This is a genomic window from Weissella sagaensis (genome assembly GCF_005405285.1).
In the GTDB taxonomy this organism is placed as follows: domain Bacteria; phylum Bacillota; class Bacilli; order Lactobacillales; family Lactobacillaceae; genus Weissella; species Weissella sagaensis.
In genome coordinates, this window is record NZ_BJDT01000001.1 from 204,796 (window position 1) to 224,094 (window position 19,299).

The following is a 19,299-nucleotide window of genomic DNA, read 5'->3' on the forward strand; positions in this document are numbered from 1 at the left end:
CATTATTCCGGTTTCATAGATGAATTACGAACAATGATATCTGGTTCATAAATGATGTCATGACCAGGTTGTCCATTGATAATATCAAGAAGTATCTGGGCAGCATCGCGCCCCATTTTACGTTTAGGATGACGATTAGTTGTTAGGCTAGGCGTCATGTAAGATGATAAACCGTAGTCATCAAAGCCAACAATCGCAATGTCTTCAGGGATTCTAAAACCAAGTGATCTAATTAGATCAATGGTTTGTATGGCTAAAGAATCATTATATAGGGCTAACGCCGTTGGACGATTGGGCATTTCCAAATAAGTCTCGATTTTATTTAAAATTAAGGCGTTATTTTCCTCATCATTTGATTGGTACATGATGAGATTACTATCCAACGCGTAGTCAGGCTGAGTTTGAAAGGCCTTATAAAAACCTTGCATACGATGAGCGCCCTGAATATCATCAACTTTAAAGACGCCTAAAATACGTTTGTGACCTTGTGAAATAAGGTGCTCAACTAATTGAGATTCGGCTTCAATATCGTTAATGCCTAAATAATTGAAGTTGAGGTTATCATAAGTAGAATTAATGAAAACTGTCGGAATGTTCAGTTTTTTAATTTGATCGTACAAATCTTTATTAGGATTTGGTAATGCTGACATCGTTGGTTCAATGATGAGGCCACTAACGCCACTTTCAATGATGCGTAATAAACTACGACGTTCACGATCGAAAGTGTTGTGGGTATTACTGATAAATAAAGCATACCCAGCATCAGAAATCACTTGGTCAATCCCGCTGATGATTTCTGGGAAAATATAATCCGCCAGATGGGTTGTGACAACACCAATCACTTTGTTTTCAGTTTTAACAGCTGGTACTTTTTTCCAATCATTTACATACATCCCATCACCTTGAATACGATATAAGTAGTGTTCTTGTTCTAGACCTGCAGTAGCACGTCTAACGGTGTAACGGCTCACATTGTATTGTTCAGTTAGGTTTGCTTCAGTTGGTAATTTATCACCGATTGCAAATTTACCAGAAATAATATCATTGCGGAGCCCTTTTTTGACGATGTCATATTTTGTATCCATAATGTGCCCCCCGTTTTTTAAACATAGATAATAAGTCCCATTATACAAAAAAATTCACCTATAAAAAAGTGCGCAATAACCTGGTCTGATAAGGAATTAAAAACCAAGCTATTATTTGTACATACAAATTTTTGGGTTTTGACTTGATTTGTACGTACAATTGTTTTATTATAATACTTGTAAACGGTTACAAATACGAAAAAGTTCTCATCTGAAGGGAATAAAGTAATGAATAAAGAACAAATTCAAGAACAAATTACAACAGGGAAAGCCGCTTTGGGGGTTGAGTTTGGTTCTACTCGTATTAAGGCAGTACTGGTTGCAACTGATTATTCAGTTATTGCAGTTGGTAGCCATAATTGGGAGAACAAACTTGAAGGTGGTGTTTGGACATATTCATTAGAAGATGTCTGGACAGGTTTACAAAGTGCTTATAAAAATTTAACAGAAGTTATTGATGATGAATATGGTGTGAAAGTTACACGTTTGGCATCGTTTGGTATTGCAGCGATGATGCACGGTTATTTAGCCTTTGATAAAGATGATCAATTGTTAGTGCCATTCCGGACTTGGCGTAATGCGATTACTGGCCAAGCAGCGGCGGAGTTAACAGAAATGTTTGACTTTAACATTCCACAACGTTGGAGTATCGCCCACTTATACCAAGCAATTTTAAATCAAGAAACTCATGTGAAAGAAATTAACTTCTTCACAACATTAGCTGGTTATGTTCATTGGCGGTTGACTGGTGAAAAGGTGATTGGTATTGGGGATGCATCAGGAATGTTCCCAATTGATTCAAACACAAATGACTATAATCAGGAAATGATTGATCAATTCAGCTCATTAAAGACAGTCCAACAATATTTGTGGGAACTACGTAAAATTTTGCCAACAATTAAATTAGCTGGTGAAGAAGCTGGTAAGCTGACTGCAGCTGGTGCAAAACTATTAGATCCATCTGGTACTTTGCAACCTGATGCGATTGCTGCTGCGCCTGAAGGAGATGCTGGAACTGGTATGGTGTCAACTAACTCAGTTAAGCAACGTACTGCTAATGTATCTGCTGGAACATCTGCCTTTGCAATGGTTGTTTTGGAAAAAGAATTGTCACAAGTCAATGAAAATATTGATATGGTGACAACGCCAGATGGGTCAGCCGTCGCTATGGTGCACATTAACAATAGTACGTCAGAGATTAATTCTTGGGCGCGTGTCTTTACAGAATTTGCTGCAGCCATTGGGGCAACGGTAACTGGTGGTGAAATCTTCAGTGCATTGTTTAACAGCGTATTAAAGGCTGATCCTGATGCTGGTGGGTTACTAAGCTATGGATATCATTCAGGCGAAAACATCACAGGAATGGCTGAAGGACGACCAATGTTTGTCCGGACACCAAATGCGAAGTTTACTTTGGCAAACTTGATGCGCATGCATATATATAGTGCCTTTGGTGCCATGAAGATTGGCTTGGATGTATTGGCTAAAGAACAAGTTGCCATGGATTCGGTCATTGCACAAGGTGGTATTTTTACAACACCAGTTGTTGCACAAAAGATGTTGGCAGGTGTGATGAACACCCCTGTTACATTGATGAAAAATGCAGGTGAGGGTGGCCCATGGGGAATGGCCGTCTTATCACAATTTGTTACCAATCATGCAGCTAATCAAACATTAGCTGATTATCTAGATAACGATGTCTTTAAATCTCAAGAAAGTACAACAATTGTACCCGATCCAGAAGATGTTGCTGGCTTTGCAAAGTTCATGGCACGTTACGAAGCCGGTTTGCCAGTTGAGCAGGCTGCGATTGATCAGATGCCAGTTGTTGAGGAGGATTAGTTAATAATGTTAGAAGATGTTAAGCAACGTGTTTATGATGCTAACATGGCTTTGCCCAAGCATGATTTAATTAAGTTTACTTGGGGAAATGTTTCAGAAATTGACCGTGAAAGTGGTTTGTTTGTCATTAAGCCTTCAGGGGTGCCATATGATGAATTAAAGCCTGAGGATATGGTAGTTGTTGATCTTGAGGGTAAGATTGTCGAAGGTGATCTTAATCCATCAAGTGATACGGAAACACATCGTGTCCTTTACAAGGCATTTCCAGAGGTTGGTGGGATTGTGCATACGCACTCACCATGGGCGGTGTCATTTGCTCAGGCTGGTATCGATTTGCCAGCTGCCGGTACGACACATGCGGATACATTCTATGGGGATGTACCGGTTGCTCGCCAGATGACTGATGAAGAAATCAAAGGTGAGTATGAGTTGGAAACAGGTAATGTGATTGTTGAAACATTTAACAAACGCGGGATTGATCCAATGGCTGTGCCAGCTGTTTTGGCACAAGATCATGGACCATTTACCTGGGGACCAACTGCCGATAAAGCTGTATATAATGCAGTGGTGTTGGAAGAGTCAGCTAAAATGGCTTACCATACATTGATGTTAAATCCGCATGGTATTCATGTTTCACAGGCACTATTAGATAAGCATTATTTGCGTAAGCATGGGGCTAATGCTTATTACGGTCAAAAGTAGACGTTTGGTTGTTGTTATTTAGATATTTCAGGGGGAAATGAAATAATGTTAAGCACAGAAAATTACAAGTTTTGGTTTATTACAGGGTCACAATTTTTGTACGGTCCAGAAGTATTAGATAAGGTAGAGGCAAATGCGAAGGATATCGTTGATAAGTTGAACGAATCAGGTAAGCTACCTTATCCAGTAGAATTTAAGTTAGTTGCAACGACTTCAGAAAATATTGCTGAAGCAATGAAGGAAGCTAACTACGATGATTCAGTTGCCGGTGTTATTACATGGATGCACACTTTCTCACCAGCCAAGAACTGGATTCGTGGAACGCAACTATTGCAAAAGCCTTTGCTACACTTTGCTACGCAATACTTAGAAGAATTGCCATATGATGACATTGACTTTGATTACATGAATACAAATCAATCAGCCCACGGTGATCGTGAGTATGCATTTATCAATGCACGCCTACGTTTGAACAATAAGATCGTTTATGGTCACTGGTCTGATGAAGAAGTGCAAGCACAAATTGGTAAGTGGATGGACGTTGCAGTTGCCTACAACGAATCATTCAAGATTAAAGTTGCTGCATTTGCTGATAAGATGCGTAATGTTGCGGTTACTGATGGTGACAAAATTGAAGCACAAATCAAGTTTGGTTGGCGTGTAGACTACTGGGCAATGGGTGACTTAGTTGCTGAAGTTGATGCAGTTAGTGATGAAGATATTGATGCTAAGTATGAAGAACTACAAGAAGTTTACGACTTTGTTGTCGGTGATAACACACCTGAAAAGTTTGAACACAGTGTTAAATATCAAATCCGTGAATACTTTGGTTTGAAGCGCTTTATGGATGCTCGTGGTTATACGGCATTTACCGATAATTTCGAAGATTTGTACGGTCTAGAACAATTACCAGGTTTGGCAACACAAATGTTGATGGCTGAAGGTTACGGATTTGCTGGTGAAGGTGACTGGAAGACTGCTGCATTAGCACGCTTGATGAAGGTTATGTCACACAACAAGCATACTGTCTTCATGGAAGATTACACACTTGATTTGCGTAAGGGTCACGAAGCTATCTTAGGATCACACATGTTAGAAGTTGATCCAACAATCGCTTCTGACAAGCCACGAGTTGAAGTTCATCCAATGGACATTGGTGGTAAGGCTGACCCAGCACGTTTGGTCTTCACTGGTATGGAAGGGGATGCTATCGACGCAACCCTTGCTGATTACGGTGACGAATTCAAGTTGATGTCATATGATGTAAGTGGTAACAAGCCTGAAGCAGAGATGCCATTGTTACCAGTGGCCAAGCAATTATGGACACCAAAGCAAGGTTTGCGTGATGGATCAGTTGGTTGGTTGACAATTGGTGGTGGTCACCACACAGTTCTATCATTTGATATTGATTCAGAACAATTATCAGATTTGTCAGCTTTGTTTGAATTAACATATGTTGATATCAAGTAACACGCACAAAAAAATCTAAAATCTCATTAAAAAAATCTAAAATCTCTCATATTTAAATTGTCGGTAATGGTGTGTCGTTAAAACATATTGTTACTGACTTTTTATGTTATCTGGTATGATATACCATTGAGATGTTAACATATGAATAAGACAAGTTTGCATTTAAAAAGGGGAACAAGAAACACAATGGATATAACGACGAAACTTCAATTAGCAGACGGTTATCAAATGCCACAACAAGGTCTAGGGTTATATAAAGTAACAGATCAAGAAAACTTAACGCAGGTGGTTAAAACAGCTTGGCAAACAGGATACCGTTTGTTTGATACGGCACAAATGTACCAAAATGAAGCTGAGGTTGGAAATGCTTTGCGGTCATTAGACGTTTCTCGAGAAGACTATTTTGTGACAACAAAAGTTGCTGAAAAGAACCAAGGTTACGATGCGACGCTCGCTTCAGTTGAACAATCATTAAAAGACTTGCAAATGGATTATGTGGACTTATTAATGGTTCATTGGCCATTGCATGAACAATTCTTTGATACTTGGCGTGCATTTGAACGATTGCAAGAGGAAGGCTTAGTGAAGTCTCTAGGAACCTCAAATTTTGGTATGATTCATTTGCAATATTTAGCGACACAAGCCAATGAAATGCCAGTAGTTAATCAAATTGAAAACCACCCTCATTTGGTACAACCTGAATTACGCAATTTTTTGCGAGAAAATGATATTGTGACGCAGGCTTGGGCACCGCTTGGGCGTGGTTCTGTTTTGGCTGAACCGGTCATTATTGAAATTGCTGAAAAATATCACAAATCACCAGCTCAGGTCGTTTTACGTTGGCATTTAGCGAATGGAACCAGTATCATTCCAAAATCGGTACATCCACAACGAGTAATCGAAAATGGGGACATCTATGACTTCTCACTAACAGTAGAAGAAATGATGACAATTGATAATTTGAATAATTTTACTCGGATTAGTCAAGAACCAGAACAAGTATATGAACGTGGTAGCCAATATCCTCACCATTAACAAATAAGACTAATTATAAGCGCGTGGGACGAAAGATGTTCTAAAGCCAGTTGTAACGTGACCAACTTAAATAGCGTTACAATAAGGTTTCAATCTGTCGAAGCACGTTTAAAGACGTTGGGACTAAAGAAGATGTTCCAACGTCTTTTTGTTAAAAATATTTCAACTATAAGTCTGCAAGCTTTTTACATATAAAATAATTTGTGTACCAATCTTCTTATTTTTTAGCAATTAATGTGACATTTTAACGGATTCAAATCGTTAGTATAGATGTCAGCAAAATAGCTGATGTTTTGAATGGCCATTCGATAAAAAAACTAAGGAGATTTCATGATGGTAGAAAATAAGTCAAAGCAGACAGAGGCGATTAAGGTAAAGATTGTCGGTAAGGGACCCCATGATTTAGTCGTAAATCGGCAATTTTTTGTCAAAAAGGGCACGACAGTTATGGAGTTGTCAGAACTAGCACGGATTATCGAGTTACTTGGTGCTGAAGACACAATCGAGAAGATTATTACAGTGGATACGAAAGAACATGCATTGATAACCACAAAAGTTAGTCAATAAGGAGGAAGTTGTGATGGATCAAGTACTGGAATTATCATTTATGACTAAAGGTGATGGTAATGCGTCAACACCAAAAAAGGTAACGGTGATGAAGTTAAAAAATCCGGATGTCAACCTGACCCAGGAGGTTGTGTATCAAGCGATGTTAAAGTTAGCTGATTTATTATTCTTAGTAAACGCAAAAGGTGAGTCGATGACGCTAGGCACACCTTATATGGCACAATTGGCCACTACAAATAAAAAAACACTTTTTGAAATGACACCAAAACGCGTTTAATTAAAATGAAAACACTGGATATGACATTTTACAATGTATATATTCAGTGTTTTTTGTATAATTAAAACTAATTAAGGTGTTTTTTGAATTTTTATTGCATAAACTATCGTTAAGTGCTAATATTTATACATTGATAACGAATGGTAGTTGGGCAGTAGTCGTTGGGATAGATGAAAAAGATGATTATATTCTTTTTTATTGAATAAAAATGTGCTTGTAAGCAATTTTAATCCGGTTTATTGCATATAATTTCAGTTACTATTAGTGTTTTATGAATCAGCAATAGATGGGAGTCAAAATATGGCAATTTTAGAAATAAAAGATTTACATAAAGAGTACGGTGGTAATACAGTATTAAAGTCAATTAATGCTGGCGTTGAAGAGGGTGATGTTATTGCAATTTTAGGACCTTCAGGTACAGGGAAGTCAACGTTACTACGTGAGTTAAATATGTTAGAGCACCCAACATCAGGTGCTGTGATTTTTGACGGTCAAGATATTACACAAGCCAATGAAACACAACTCGATAAGATTCGACAGGATTTGGGAATGGTTTTTCAAAGTTTTAATCTCTTTCCTAATATGACTGTTTTAGATAATGTCAAAATTGCGTTGGTAAAGGTTAAGGGTGTTGCTGATAGTGAAGCAACTAAAACAGCTGAAAAATTCTTGGCAAAAGTAGGTGTAGCAGATAAAGCTGATGTTTATCCAGCATCATTATCAGGTGGACAACAGCAACGTGTGGCAATTGCTCGGGCACTGGCCATGAATCCTAAGATCATGTTGTTTGATGAACCAACATCAGCGTTAGATCCTGAAATGGTTGGAGAAGTCTTAAAAACAATGCGTGAATTAGCACAAGAAGGTATGACAATGTTGGTCGTAACGCACGAAATGGGCTTTGCTCGTGAAGTGGCTTCAAAAATTTGGTTTATGAGTGATGGTGAAATGACAGCTTACGATACGCCAAATAACTTTTTTGAAAATTCGGATTCAGAACGTGTACAAAGTTTTTTAGCGAAGATGTTGTAAGAAAGGCATTTTATTTATGAAAAAATGGGTAAAAAAATTAGTCATGTTAGCCATGACTGTTGGTTTAGTAATGAGTAGTGGGCTAGGTGTTGTAGGCATTTCATCTGTAAGTGCTGCGCAATCTGATCCAACGTTAGACCGGATTAAGAAGTCGGGCAAGTTAGTTGTTGGAACGTCAGCTGACTATGCGCCATATGAATTTCATACAACTGAAAATGGTAAAGATAAGATTGTTGGATTTGATATTGCTGCAGCGCGTGAGATAGGTAAGCAACTTGGTGTTAAAACTGAAATTCAAGAAATGAGTTTTGATGCTTTGCTTGGTGCAGTTAAAACAGGCAAAGTAGACGTGGTTGTTGCCGGTATGACCGAAACGCCAGAAAGAGCACAAGAAGTTAATTTCTCAAAACCGTATTTTGTTGATAAAAACGTTGTGTTAACTTTGAAAGAAAATAAAGATAAGTGGGCAACCTTAGATCAACTACGTTCAGCAAAGTTAGCTGCGCAAGTTTCTTCTAAGCAGGATGACTTAGCACATGAATTAACTGATAAAAAGGTTGTTTCATTGAAAAAGATTACGGATGAAGTGACCCAATTAACCCAAAAGAAAGTAGATGGGGTTGTTGTTGCAAGCACAACTGCTAAGAGCTATCTAGAACAAAGCAATCAATTCGTTGTGTCACCAGCCAAACTACCAGGGATTAGCAATGGTTCATCTGTTGTTATGAATAAGAATGCCACGGTCTTACAAGCAAAAGTTAATAAGATTTTGGATGATCATATTATTGGTGCACCCTTAAAGAAAATGCAAGATGATGCAATTAAGCAAATGAATAAAAAAGAGTCATTTTTCCACAAGTATGCACCTTACTTTATTAAAGGAACAGGTTATACAATTGGTTTAGCTGTTATTGGGGTGTTATTCGGTATTGTATTAGGTATTATTTTTGCTTTGATGAAGTTGTCATCTGTCAAAGTTTTAAGATGGCTAGCTGCTGCTTATATTGAAGCAGTTCGCGGTGTACCATTGTTGATTCAAGTCTTTATTGTTTATTTTGGAACGCAAGCAATTGGGCTGAACGTGTCAAGTTTCTTAGCTGGGGCAATTGCCATGTTCTTAAATTCAGGTGCTTATGTTGCCGAAATTATTCGTTCAGGAATTCAAGCAGTGCCTAATGGTCAAACTGAAGCAGCGCGTTCATTAGGATTTACCAAGGGACAAACGATGCGTTACATGGTGTTACCACAAGCCATTAAGAATATTTTGCCAGCTTTGGGTAATGAATTTGTTACAGTTATTAAAGAAGGTTCAGTTGTTTCCGTTATTGGGGTGGGTGAATTAACTTTCCAAACTTCAGTCGTACAAGGTGCCTCATTCAAGCCATTTATTCCACTGATGATTACAGCTGTTATTTACTTCGTTTTGACATTTGGTATTAGTCGTTTGTTGAATTTGTTTGAAAAGAAATTACGTAAGTCAGATAAGACTTTGGGCTAATCATGTAGATTAAAAAAATAAAATAATTATTTTAAAATAAGACATCAACCTACCGTTTATAAAATGTTAGATTGATGTCTTTTAAATATAATTTAAAAGCTGTAACTGTAACATCTTTTGTTATATTCTTATATATGTAAAAAATACAAATTGGACTAACATATTAAGATAGATAAATAGTGAGGAGCGGCATAATGGCCAAGAAAAGACGGATTAAAAAGATTTTAGTTGAACAAATTTTAGATAAAGCAGATATTCCCTATGAAACGATTGTGTTTTCTGGTGGTATGCAACGTAATCAAGCTGAATTAGATGCGTATGGACTAACTGATCACGATATTTATAAAACATTAGCTTTAGAAGGTAATGTTACTGGACCTGTGATTGGGATTGTACCAGTTGATGATCATCTGAATGAGAAAAAGTTAGCTGCTGTATCAGGTAATAAGCGTGTTGACATGATTCCAACAAAGGATTTACAAAAAACGACCGGGTATGTGCATGGTGCTAATAATCCAGTTGGCATTTGGCAAACGAAGAAGTTTCCAATTTATTTTGATGAAAGTGCCAAACAAGCAGGTATGATTACAATTTCAGCTGGTGAAATTGGTCGGTCAATTCGCATTGATGCAGTTACGTTAGCTGAATTTGTACATGGTCAATTTGCACCTATTCGTACGGACGAATAAGGATGATGGAAACAATGATTGGTCGTTCAATAATTTGGGTACTTTTGATTTTTTTAATAATGCCTTTAGTCGCAAGTTATTGTATTTCATGGTTAACGATGAAGTCGCAACAGCATTTAATGGTGCGCTTTGGTCCACGTGCACCTTTTATTTTTAGTTGGTTGGGAACAATCGTGCATGAATTAGCACATGCATCATTAGCGCTGTTATTTGGGCATCATCTTGATAAAATCGTGTTATTAACAAATCCATTTAAGCCAGACAAAGACAGACGATTAGGTTATGTAGATCATTCATGGCATTCACATAATCTTTATCAACGTCTAGGTAATTTTTTTATTGGTTTAGCACCAATGCTGGTAATTTCGTTGGTTACTGGGGTTATAACGCAAATTTTATGGCCTAACTTATTTGACATTCAAACATTGGGTTGGCATATTTTTGTAGGTGTACCTGGTTGGCAAATTGTGATTTGGATAGCTTTGATATTCAATCTAAATTTAGGCATGAATATTAGTCCAGCTGACTGGCATAATGTCTGGCAAGGCCTTACAGTATACATAATCGTTTTGTTAGTTGTGGGTTTAGTTATTGGATTGTTTATTTTAGATGATGCGTTGATTTGGGAAACAGTTGGCAGTTGGTTAGCCATGACGTGGTTGATTAATTTGGGTATTAGCTTAGTTATTATGAGTCTGACAAGTCTATTAGTATAGCGAAATGATGGGGGAATGCTATGGCATATGGTGAAACAGAAAAGTTAGCACGAATTAAAGAATTTACGGAAAAAGTTTTGCAAAGTGACAAGACAGGCCACGATATGACACATATTGAACGTGTATTGGCAATGACTCAGCACATATTGGCGACTGAGCCAACCGCAAATGCTTTTGTTGCACAAACAGCAGCCATTTTACATGATACTTATGATGACAAATTATTTGAGGATGTAGATTTAGCAAAAAGTCGTGTAATAAAGTTATTGACAGATATTGCAGTACCAGCTGAACAACAAGTTGAGATTTTTAATATCATTGACAATATGTCATGGAGTAAACAACGATTTGGGGAACCAGCAAAATTATCGTTGGCCGGTAAAATTGTACAAGATGCAGATCGCTTAGATGCAATTGGTGCGATTGCGATCGCTCGCGCCATCCAATTTGGTGCCATTAAAGGCGATGCTTTATATGATCCGACGATGCCACCACGTCATATCACAACGAAGGCGTCATATCGTAAAGGTGACGGGAATACCGTTATCAACCATTTCTATGAAAAATTATTTCTACTTAAGGATTATTTGAATACGCCTGAGGGACAACGAATTGGTATTGAGCGTGATCGTATTATGCATGATTTTGTGAATCAATTTGAAAAAGAATGGCAACAAAAAGATTATTAAAATAAGAAAACAAGGAAGTGGTCGATCAAGTTTTGGTTGGACCACTTTTATGTTATGATTATACCTTGTAACGAACAGGAGGTTAAAAATGGCCCAAGAAGTCCTATACATGAAGGTGCTTAATGATTTAAATAGGCGTATAAACGCCCAAGAGTTCCCCGATTTAAAACTGCCAGATGAACGGTCTTTAGCGACTTCATATGGTGTTTCACGTAGCTCAATTAAACGTGCTTTAAATGTGTTAGTGAGACAAGGTATTATTTTTAAAAAACGTGGGTCGGGCACGTTTGTTAATCCACTATATTTAAAGAATCAGGGGATGTTTCATGCAGTTGGTCATAACTTAGGTGTTTCTGATGCTTTTCGTTTCAATGGTGAGACGCCCGCAATTAAATTGTTAGTTTTCGAAAAGGATGCTGCCAATGAAGAAGATAAAGAAGCGCTGTTTTTAAATGCGTCAGATGAAGTTTATCGTATTAAACGGTTGCGTACTTTGCAAAATGAGGCTTTTATGATCGAAAATGCGGTTATTCCAGCTAAACTATTACCAGCATTAACAGCTGAAGATATGACGCATTCCATGTTTCAATATGCAGAGCAAACGACAAAGCGAGCTGTTACAAAATCATTTATGACGATCACGGCAGAGCCATCACAAGATGAAGATCAAAAGTATTTACAGTTAAATGCTAATGAGCCAGTGGGAATTATGTCTGGTGTGTTTTTCTTGGATGATGGGACCCCCTTTGAAGTCGGTCAAATGCGCGTTCATTACAAATATATGCGCTATAATAGCTTCGTTAGTTTGGATGGTGAATAGACTATTTTTTGTACCGTAATTGGAACGGTCCAATTGAGAGTTTTTTATTGTACCTAGGTTCAAAATCTGTTATTATAATACTTGTAATCCAGAAGATAACTTCTGCGATATAACCTTTCTCAAAAATAAAAGGAGATTTAATCAAAATGGCAGTAGATTTTGATTCAAAGGCATATCTAGAAAAGGTAGACGCTTGGTGGCGTGCTACCAACTACCTTTCAGCAGGTATGATCTTTTTGAAGAGCAACCCATTGTTTTCAGTAACTAACACACCAATCCAAGCGGATGATGTTAAAGTAAAGCCAATTGGTCACTGGGGAACTATCTCAGGACAAACTTTCTTGTATGCACACGCTAACCGTTTGATCAACAAGTTTGACTTGGACATGTTCTACATCGGTGGACCTGGTCACGGTGGTCAAGTTATGGTTACGAACTCATACTTGGACGGTACTTATACTGAAAGCTATCCTGAAATTACACAAGATGTTGATGGTATGGCACGTTTGTTCAAGCGTTTCTCATTCCCTGGTGGAATTGGATCACACATGACTGCACAAACGCCAGGTTCATTGCACGAAGGTGGTGAGTTAGGTTACTCACTATCTCACGCAACTGGTGCTATTTTGGATAATCCTAACCAAATTGCTTTCACTGTTATTGGTGATGGTGAAGTTGAGACTGGTCCTGCAATGACTGCATGGCACTCAATCAAGTTCATCAACCCTAAGAACGATGGTGCAGTATTGCCAATCTTGGACTTGAACGGATTTAAGATTTCAAATCCAACAATTTTCTCACGTATGAGTGATGAAGAGATTACAAAGTTCTTTGAAGGTTTGGGATACTCACCACGTTTCATCGAAAATGATGATATTCACGATTACATGGCATACCACGAATTGGCTGCTAAGGTATTCGATGATGCTATTTCAGACATCCAAGCTATTCAAAAGGCAGCCCGTGAAGACGGTCGCTATGCTGATGGTGAAATTGCTGCATGGCCTGTTATCATTGCTCGCTTGCCAAAGGGTTGGGGTGGACCTACTCACAACGCAGCTGGTGAACCAATTGAAGACTCATTCCGTGCTCACCAAGTCCCACTTCCTTTGGCACAAGGTAAGATGGAGACTTTGCCAGAATTCGAAGAGTGGTTGAACTCATACAAGCCAACAGAATTGTTTAACGCCGATGGTTCATTGAAGGAAGAAATTGCTGCAATGGCACCAAAGGGTGACAAGCGTATGGCAGCTAATTACGCAGCTAACGGTGGTCGTCGTCGTGGTGATGCACCTACTGATTTGACTTTGCCAAATTGGAAGGACTTTGCTAACGAGATTACTGCTGAAACTCGTGGAACTGAATTGGCAGATGGTAGCAAGAACATGGACATGAATGTCTTGTCAAACTACTTTGCTGAAGTTTCAAAGTTGAACCCAACTTCATTCCGTATCTTCGGACCTGACGAAACGATGTCAAATCGTTTGTGGGGTATGTTTGAAGTAACTAACCGTCAATGGATGGAACAAGTTAAGGAACCTAACGACCAACACCAAGCACCTGAAGGTCGTATCTTGGACTCACAATTGTCAGAGCACCAAGCTGAAGGTTGGTTAGAAGCTTACACATTGACTGGTCGTGTTGGTGTCTTTGCATCATACGAATCATTCTTACGTGTTGTGGACTCAATGATTACACAACACTTCAAGTGGTTGCGTCATGCTTCAGAACAACCATGGCGTAATGATTACCCATCATTGAACTTGATTTCAACTTCAACTGCTTTCCAACAAGATCACAACGGTTACACTCACCAAGATCCTGGAATGTTGACACACTTGGCTGAAAAGAAGGCTGACTTTATCCGTCAATACTTGCCAGCTGATGGTAACACATTGTTGGCTGTCTTTGGTCGTGCATTTACTGAACGTCACAAGGTTAACCACGTTGTTGCTTCAAAGCAACCACGTCAACAATGGTTCTCAGTTGATGAAGCTGAAGAATTGGCTACTGAAGGAATCAAGGCAATTGATTGGGCATCAACTGTTGCTGAAGGTGAAGATGCAGATATCGTCTTCGCATCAGCTGGTGTTGAGCCAACTATCGAAGCGCTTGCTGCATTGCACTTGATCAATGAAGCATTCCCAGCCGTTAAGTTGCGTTACGTAAACGTTGTTGAATTGCACCGTTTGCTAAACAAGAATGGTAAGATGAACCACGAACGTGCATTGTCTGATGAAAAGTTCAACGCATTGTTTGGTGAATCAGGAACACCTGTTATGTTCGCATTCCACGGCTTCGAAGATTTGATCGAATCAATCTTCTACGAGCGTCAACACTTAGGTGCTCACGTTCATGGTTACCGTGAAGATGGTGATATTACAACCACTTACGATATGCGTGTATATTCAGAATTGGATCGTTTCCACCAAGCTAAGGAAGCTGCACAAGTTTTGGCTGCCAAGGGTGTTATTGCTGCTGATGAAGCAGAAGCCTTTGATAACAAGATTGATGCTATCTTGGCAAAGCACTTCGAAGTTACTCGTAACGAGGGACATGATATCGAAGAGTTTACTGACTGGAAGTGGACTGCTTTAAACAAGTAATCTACTAAGTGGATTAGTTTAAATCAATAAAATAGAAAGCTCATAATTACTACTTTTGGTGATTATGAGCTTTTTTTGGTATAATTTAAAAAGGTGAATACGTTTTTTGAAGGAGAAAAATCATGATTGTCTTGTTGGTATTAGGGATTGTTTTGCTAGCTTATGCGGCAATCCAAGGAGTGGTGCATCATCAAGTAAGGTGGGTACCAATTGTTGTCGGTTTATTGTTGACTATTTCTATGGGCTTTGGCGTACGTCATGCGCAAGGACAACATTTTTTGATGTCAGAAGTTCCCTTGACAAAAACACAAAAGATTCAGCCTGCCGTTACAGTTAATGGATTTCATTTAATTACAACTGAGCAAGGAGCTGAAAATCGGTTACGTTATACATATAAGACGAATGACAAAACATACCAAACATTAACACAACAAGCTAAAGCGGAGGTTGTTGCTGGCAAAAAGGCATCGTTGAAGACCACAGTGATGACATACCAAGCTAATTCAACTTGGCGTCGTTTTTTGTTGTTAGGACAGGATACTTTAGAAAAGGGGACAACGACTTATAAGTTGACGTTACCTGAAGGGTGGTATGTTGTACCAGCTAATAAAGTTGATGACTTACAAAAGATGGTGCAAGACAACGAAAATCAATTAGCTAATCAAGTTCGTGATGAAATCAATAAAGAAGTGACAGCGAAAGTAAAAGCAGATAAGGATTTTATTGATGATAAAGCCGGGCAAGATAAATTGAAAAATAATGTCGTTAAAAAAGTAACGGCTGATTCAAATAAGCAATTGAAGGTTGATATGATTAATCAGATTGCACAATGGCAAAAGAATAATTAATTTAGATGACAGATAGAACACGCTAAGATTGATAATCTTGAACGTGTTCTTTTTTATAAATGAATTTAAATTTTAGTGAAATATGTTCGGAAATGATAAAGTGTGTTATCGTATTTTATAAGAAAAAATAGAAATTTGAGGTGAAACAATGGGGACTCGTCAACAAGATGATTTTTATGAAGCCGTCAATGAAGACTGGATTGCACAAGCAGTGATTCCAAATGATAAATCACGTACGGGGGGATTTATTGACTTAGCTGATGAAATTGAAGAATTAATGTTAGCTACAACTGATAAGTGGTTAGCAGGTGAAGATGTACCTGATGATAAGGTGTTAAGTAATTTTATTAAATATCATCACTTAGCTTCTGATTGGGAAACACGTAACGAATTAGGAACGCAACCCGTAAAACCGTTGATTGCGCGCTATCAAAATTATGATTCATTTGCCGAATTTGCAAATGATATAACTTCTTTGGAAAAGGCTGGTTTACCTAATGCTTTGCCATTGGGTATTGCACCTGATTTTAAAGATGCGCAAACTTACGTTCTTTGGGCGGATGCAATGAGCACGATTTTACCTGATACAACATACTACGAGCCAGGTCACCCACAAGGTGCTGATTTATTGAAAACTTGGCGATCATCACAAGAGGCTTTGCTAGCAAAGTTTGATTTTAATACTGATGAAATTAAAGACTTATTGGATAAAGCAATTGCATTTGATGCACGCGTTGCCAAGGTTGTCTTGAGTCAGGAAGAATCAGCAGAATATGTAAAGCTGTACAAACCATACAAATGGGCTGATTTTACGGCTTTGGCTCCTGAACTACCATTAAATGAAGTTGTTACGGCTATGATTGGTGAAGAGCCGGATATGGTTGTGGTACCAGAAGAGCGCTTCTGGCATGCGGCTGATCAATTTTTCTCAGAAGAGGCATGGCCATTATTAAAAGCAACTTTGATCATTAGCATCGTTAACGCTTATACAGGATATTTATCTGATGATGTTCGTGTATTAGGTGGTGCATATGGTCGGGCTTTGTCAGGTACCCCAGAAGCTAAGAGTCAGAAAAAATCAGCTTACTACTTAGCAGAGGGGCCTTTTAATCAAGCGCTAGGTTTGTGGTATGCACATAAAATGTTTTCATCAGAAGCAAAAGCAGATGTGGAAGACAAAGTGACAAAGATGATTAATGTGTATAAAGAGCGTTTGCAAAATACAACTTGGTTGCAACCAGCTACGCGTGACCAAGCTGTTGTGAAATTAAACGCCATTAAACCACATATTGGTTATCCAGAAAAGTTACCAGATTATTATGAAGATAAAATTGTTGATGAGGGAGCTAGCTTGTTAGAAGCAGCGCAAAAGTTTGGTTGCCAAGGCGTTGCACGTGAATGGGCTAAATGGCATCAAACAGTTGATCGTGATGAGTGGCATATGCCAGCACACATGGTCAATGCTTACTATGATCCACAACAAAATCAAATTGTCTTCCCAGCAGCTATTTTGCAAGCGCCATTTTATAGTCTTGACCAATCGGATTCAGCTAATTATGGTGGTATTGGGGCAGTTATAGCGCATGAAATTTCACATGCCTTTGATACCAATGGTGCTTCGTTTGACGAACATGGTAGTTTGAATAATTGGTGGACGGATGAAGACTATGCTGCCTTTAAAGAACGGACTCAAAAAGTTATTGAACAATTTGATGGTTTAGATTCATATGGGGCAAAGGTGAATGGTAAATTAACCGTTTCTGAAAATGTTGCTGATTTAGGTGGTTTAGCAGCTGCTTTAGCGGCTGCGCAACGCGAAGAATCATTTTCTGCTAAGGAATTCTTTAAAAATTGGGCAACAATTTGGCGAATGAAAGCACGTCCAGAATTGATGAAGTTCTTTGCTGCAGTTGATGTGCATGCACCAAATAAAGCACGTACGAATGTGATTGTGTCGAATTTTTCTGAATTCTATGAGACTTTTGATGTACAACCTGGTGATAACATGTATCGTGAACCAGCAGATCGTACGATGATCTGGTAAAAATACTAATTAAGATAATGCAACAAAAGATGCAGGGTATCTAGCTGTGAAACGTTGTATCTTGATGGTTTGCTAAATGCATGACATTAAGGGCCAAATCTTTTGTAATACGTTTAAAGGACATTAATCGATTAGATTAATGTCCTTTTTGTCTTTAAAACGCTATAGTTGTTAGTACTTTTTAGTTGACGTTTGTAAACCTTAGACGTTATACTTATTACAGTTACAAATGTAAACGAAGGAGATGATGGATAATGCAAGCAAGCGATATGTCGAATGCCGAATGGCAGTTAATGCGTGTGATTTGGACAGTAAAAGAAGCAACTAGTAGTGAAATTATTACAGCAATCAGACAAAAGAAAGATTGGTCGGAATCAACAATTAAGACATTACTGCGTCGTTTGGTTCAAAAAGAAATGTTAACGACAAAGAAAGCTGGTCGACGCTTCATTTATCGTCCGTTAATTGCTGAAGATGCAGCGATGATTCAAATGACATCTGAAGTTTTTGAACGTTTATGTAGTATGAAAAAAGGACATACTTTAGCTGAATTACTAACAGATATGACCTTGAGTAAGTCAGATATTATGCTCTTACAAAAAGTATTAGAACAAAAAATTGAAACGGCCCCTGCATCAGTTGCCTGTGACTGCTTGGGACCAAATTCATGCGAACAGTGTACTGAAACAGTATAAGGAGGGGTGAAGATGATTAGAATCATTGTATTAATTATTGGTTTGATATTAATTGGCTTTATTGTTTGGTGGTTCTTTGGCAAACATGAAACCCAAACAGAATCAGCTGCTATTACTAATGATCAACAAGATATTAATGTTTTGGTAAAAGGTGGTTATTCGCCAGAACAAGTGGTATTAAAGCAAGGCGTACCGGCACAACTTCACTTCAAAAGAACAGATCCATCAAGTTGTTTGGATCATGTGGTTTTTCCGGATTTTGGCATTAATCAAGCATTACCGGAAAATGAGACACAAACCATTCAAATTGATACCAGTGAAGCTGGTGAATATGAGTGGGCATGTGGTATGAATATGTTTCACGGTAAGGTTATTATTAAATAATTTATTAGCTAAAGAGGAGATTACTAAGATGAGTGATGTACAAAATATTAATGTAACTGTTGCAGGTGGTTATGAGCCAAGCGTTATTAATTTAAAGCAAGGTGTGCCAGCGCAAATTACTTTTACGCGAACGAGTACACAAGGTTGTTTGGATGTTGTTCACTCTAATGCGTTGAATTTTGAAACAGCATTACCAATTGATGAACCTAAAACAGTCATGATTCCAACAAAACAAGCAGGTGAATTTAACTTTAGCTGTGGCATGGACATGTTCCATGGCACCATTCATATAAAGTAGGT

At 38.2% G+C, this 19,299-nt stretch carries 19 protein-coding genes; 18 read left to right on the top strand and 1 reads right to left on the bottom strand.

Translation table 11 applies throughout. The features are described 5' to 3' along the window. Positions 1–2: 2 nt before the first annotated feature. Complete coding sequence (locus FFM55_RS01005) at positions 3–1,085, bottom strand: GntR family transcriptional regulator (protein ID WP_042492038.1); 1,083 nt, start codon at positions 1,083–1,085, stop codon at positions 3–5. A gap of 228 nt (positions 1,086–1,313) precedes the next feature. Here FFM55_RS01005 and FFM55_RS01010 point away from each other — a divergent pair, with 228 nt between their 5' ends. The 18 genes from FFM55_RS01010 to FFM55_RS01095 all read left to right on the top strand — a co-directional run bounded on the left by FFM55_RS01010 (position 1,314) and on the right by FFM55_RS01095 (position 19,297). Further along, complete coding sequence (locus tag FFM55_RS01010) at positions 1,314–2,927, top strand: xylulokinase (protein ID WP_042492036.1); 1,614 nt, start codon at positions 1,314–1,316, stop codon at positions 2,925–2,927. A 6-nt stretch (positions 2,928–2,933) separates the two neighbouring features. Continuing rightward, entirely contained in the window at positions 2,934–3,629 is a 696-nt protein-coding gene (locus tag FFM55_RS01015; RefSeq protein ID WP_042492033.1) for an L-ribulose-5-phosphate 4-epimerase, read from the top strand. Positions 3,630–3,674: 45 nt separating this feature from the next. After that, entirely contained in the window at positions 3,675–5,099 is a 1,425-nt protein-coding gene (araA, locus tag FFM55_RS01020) for an L-arabinose isomerase (RefSeq protein ID WP_137600373.1), read from the top strand. 186 nt (positions 5,100–5,285) lie between these two features. Then, entirely contained in the window at positions 5,286–6,134 is an 849-nt protein-coding gene (locus tag FFM55_RS01025) for an aldo/keto reductase (protein ID WP_137600374.1), read from the top strand. A 330-nt stretch (positions 6,135–6,464) separates the two neighbouring features. Then, the gene (locus tag FFM55_RS01030; RefSeq protein ID WP_137600375.1) at positions 6,465–6,701 is read left to right on the top strand and encodes a hypothetical protein; all 237 of its coding nucleotides are present in this window, start codon (positions 6,465–6,467) and stop codon (positions 6,699–6,701) included. Between the two features lie 13 nt (positions 6,702–6,714). Further along, positions 6,715–6,978 carry a DUF2922 family protein gene (locus FFM55_RS01035; RefSeq protein WP_137600376.1) on the top strand — a complete coding sequence of 88 codons (264 nt, stop codon included), beginning with the start codon at positions 6,715–6,717 and terminating at the stop codon, positions 6,976–6,978. Positions 6,979–7,278: 300 nt separating this feature from the next. Continuing rightward, the gene (locus tag FFM55_RS01040; protein ID WP_042492026.1) at positions 7,279–8,010 is read left to right on the top strand and encodes an amino acid ABC transporter ATP-binding protein; all 732 of its coding nucleotides are present in this window, start codon (positions 7,279–7,281) and stop codon (positions 8,008–8,010) included. 16 nt (positions 8,011–8,026) lie between these two features. Beyond that, positions 8,027–9,508: an ABC transporter substrate-binding protein/permease gene (locus FFM55_RS01045; protein WP_042492024.1), complete on the top strand. Its 1,482-nt coding sequence runs from the start codon at positions 8,027–8,029 to the stop codon at positions 9,506–9,508. A gap of 194 nt (positions 9,509–9,702) precedes the next feature. After that, positions 9,703–10,197 (top strand): aminoacyl-tRNA deacylase, encoded by a 495-nt coding sequence (locus FFM55_RS01050; RefSeq protein ID WP_042492022.1) that lies wholly within the window; start codon positions 9,703–9,705, stop codon positions 10,195–10,197. A 2-nt stretch (positions 10,198–10,199) separates the two neighbouring features. Continuing rightward, positions 10,200–10,913, top strand: coding sequence for a hypothetical protein (locus FFM55_RS01055; RefSeq protein WP_042492021.1), 714 nt, complete (start codon positions 10,200–10,202; stop codon positions 10,911–10,913). 20 nt (positions 10,914–10,933) lie between these two features. Next, entirely contained in the window at positions 10,934–11,602 is a 669-nt protein-coding gene (locus tag FFM55_RS01060; protein WP_042492019.1) for an HD domain-containing protein, read from the top strand. Between the two features lie 88 nt (positions 11,603–11,690). After that, positions 11,691–12,422, top strand: coding sequence for a GntR family transcriptional regulator (locus FFM55_RS01065; RefSeq protein ID WP_042492018.1), 732 nt, complete (start codon positions 11,691–11,693; stop codon positions 12,420–12,422). Positions 12,423–12,568: 146 nt separating this feature from the next. After that, positions 12,569–15,028: a phosphoketolase family protein gene (locus FFM55_RS01070; protein WP_042492015.1), complete on the top strand. Its 2,460-nt coding sequence runs from the start codon at positions 12,569–12,571 to the stop codon at positions 15,026–15,028. Between the two features lie 122 nt (positions 15,029–15,150). Further along, positions 15,151–15,876, top strand: a complete 726-nt coding sequence (locus tag FFM55_RS01075; RefSeq protein ID WP_042492013.1) for a DUF4811 domain-containing protein — start codon at positions 15,151–15,153, stop codon at positions 15,874–15,876. A gap of 148 nt (positions 15,877–16,024) precedes the next feature. Beyond that, positions 16,025–17,920, top strand: a complete 1,896-nt coding sequence (locus FFM55_RS01080; RefSeq protein ID WP_137600377.1) for a M13-type metalloendopeptidase — start codon at positions 16,025–16,027, stop codon at positions 17,918–17,920. Positions 17,921–18,174: 254 nt separating this feature from the next. Continuing rightward, the gene (locus FFM55_RS01085) at positions 18,175–18,615 is read left to right on the top strand and encodes a CopY/TcrY family copper transport repressor (protein ID WP_042492010.1); all 441 of its coding nucleotides are present in this window, start codon (positions 18,175–18,177) and stop codon (positions 18,613–18,615) included. 12 nt (positions 18,616–18,627) lie between these two features. Next, the gene (locus FFM55_RS01090; RefSeq protein ID WP_042492009.1) at positions 18,628–18,999 is read left to right on the top strand and encodes a cupredoxin domain-containing protein; all 372 of its coding nucleotides are present in this window, start codon (positions 18,628–18,630) and stop codon (positions 18,997–18,999) included. A gap of 28 nt (positions 19,000–19,027) precedes the next feature. Further along, a complete protein-coding gene (locus FFM55_RS01095) occupies positions 19,028–19,297 on the top strand; it encodes a cupredoxin domain-containing protein (RefSeq protein WP_042492007.1) in 270 nt (89 codons plus the stop codon). The last annotated feature ends 2 nt before the right edge of the window (positions 19,298–19,299 follow it).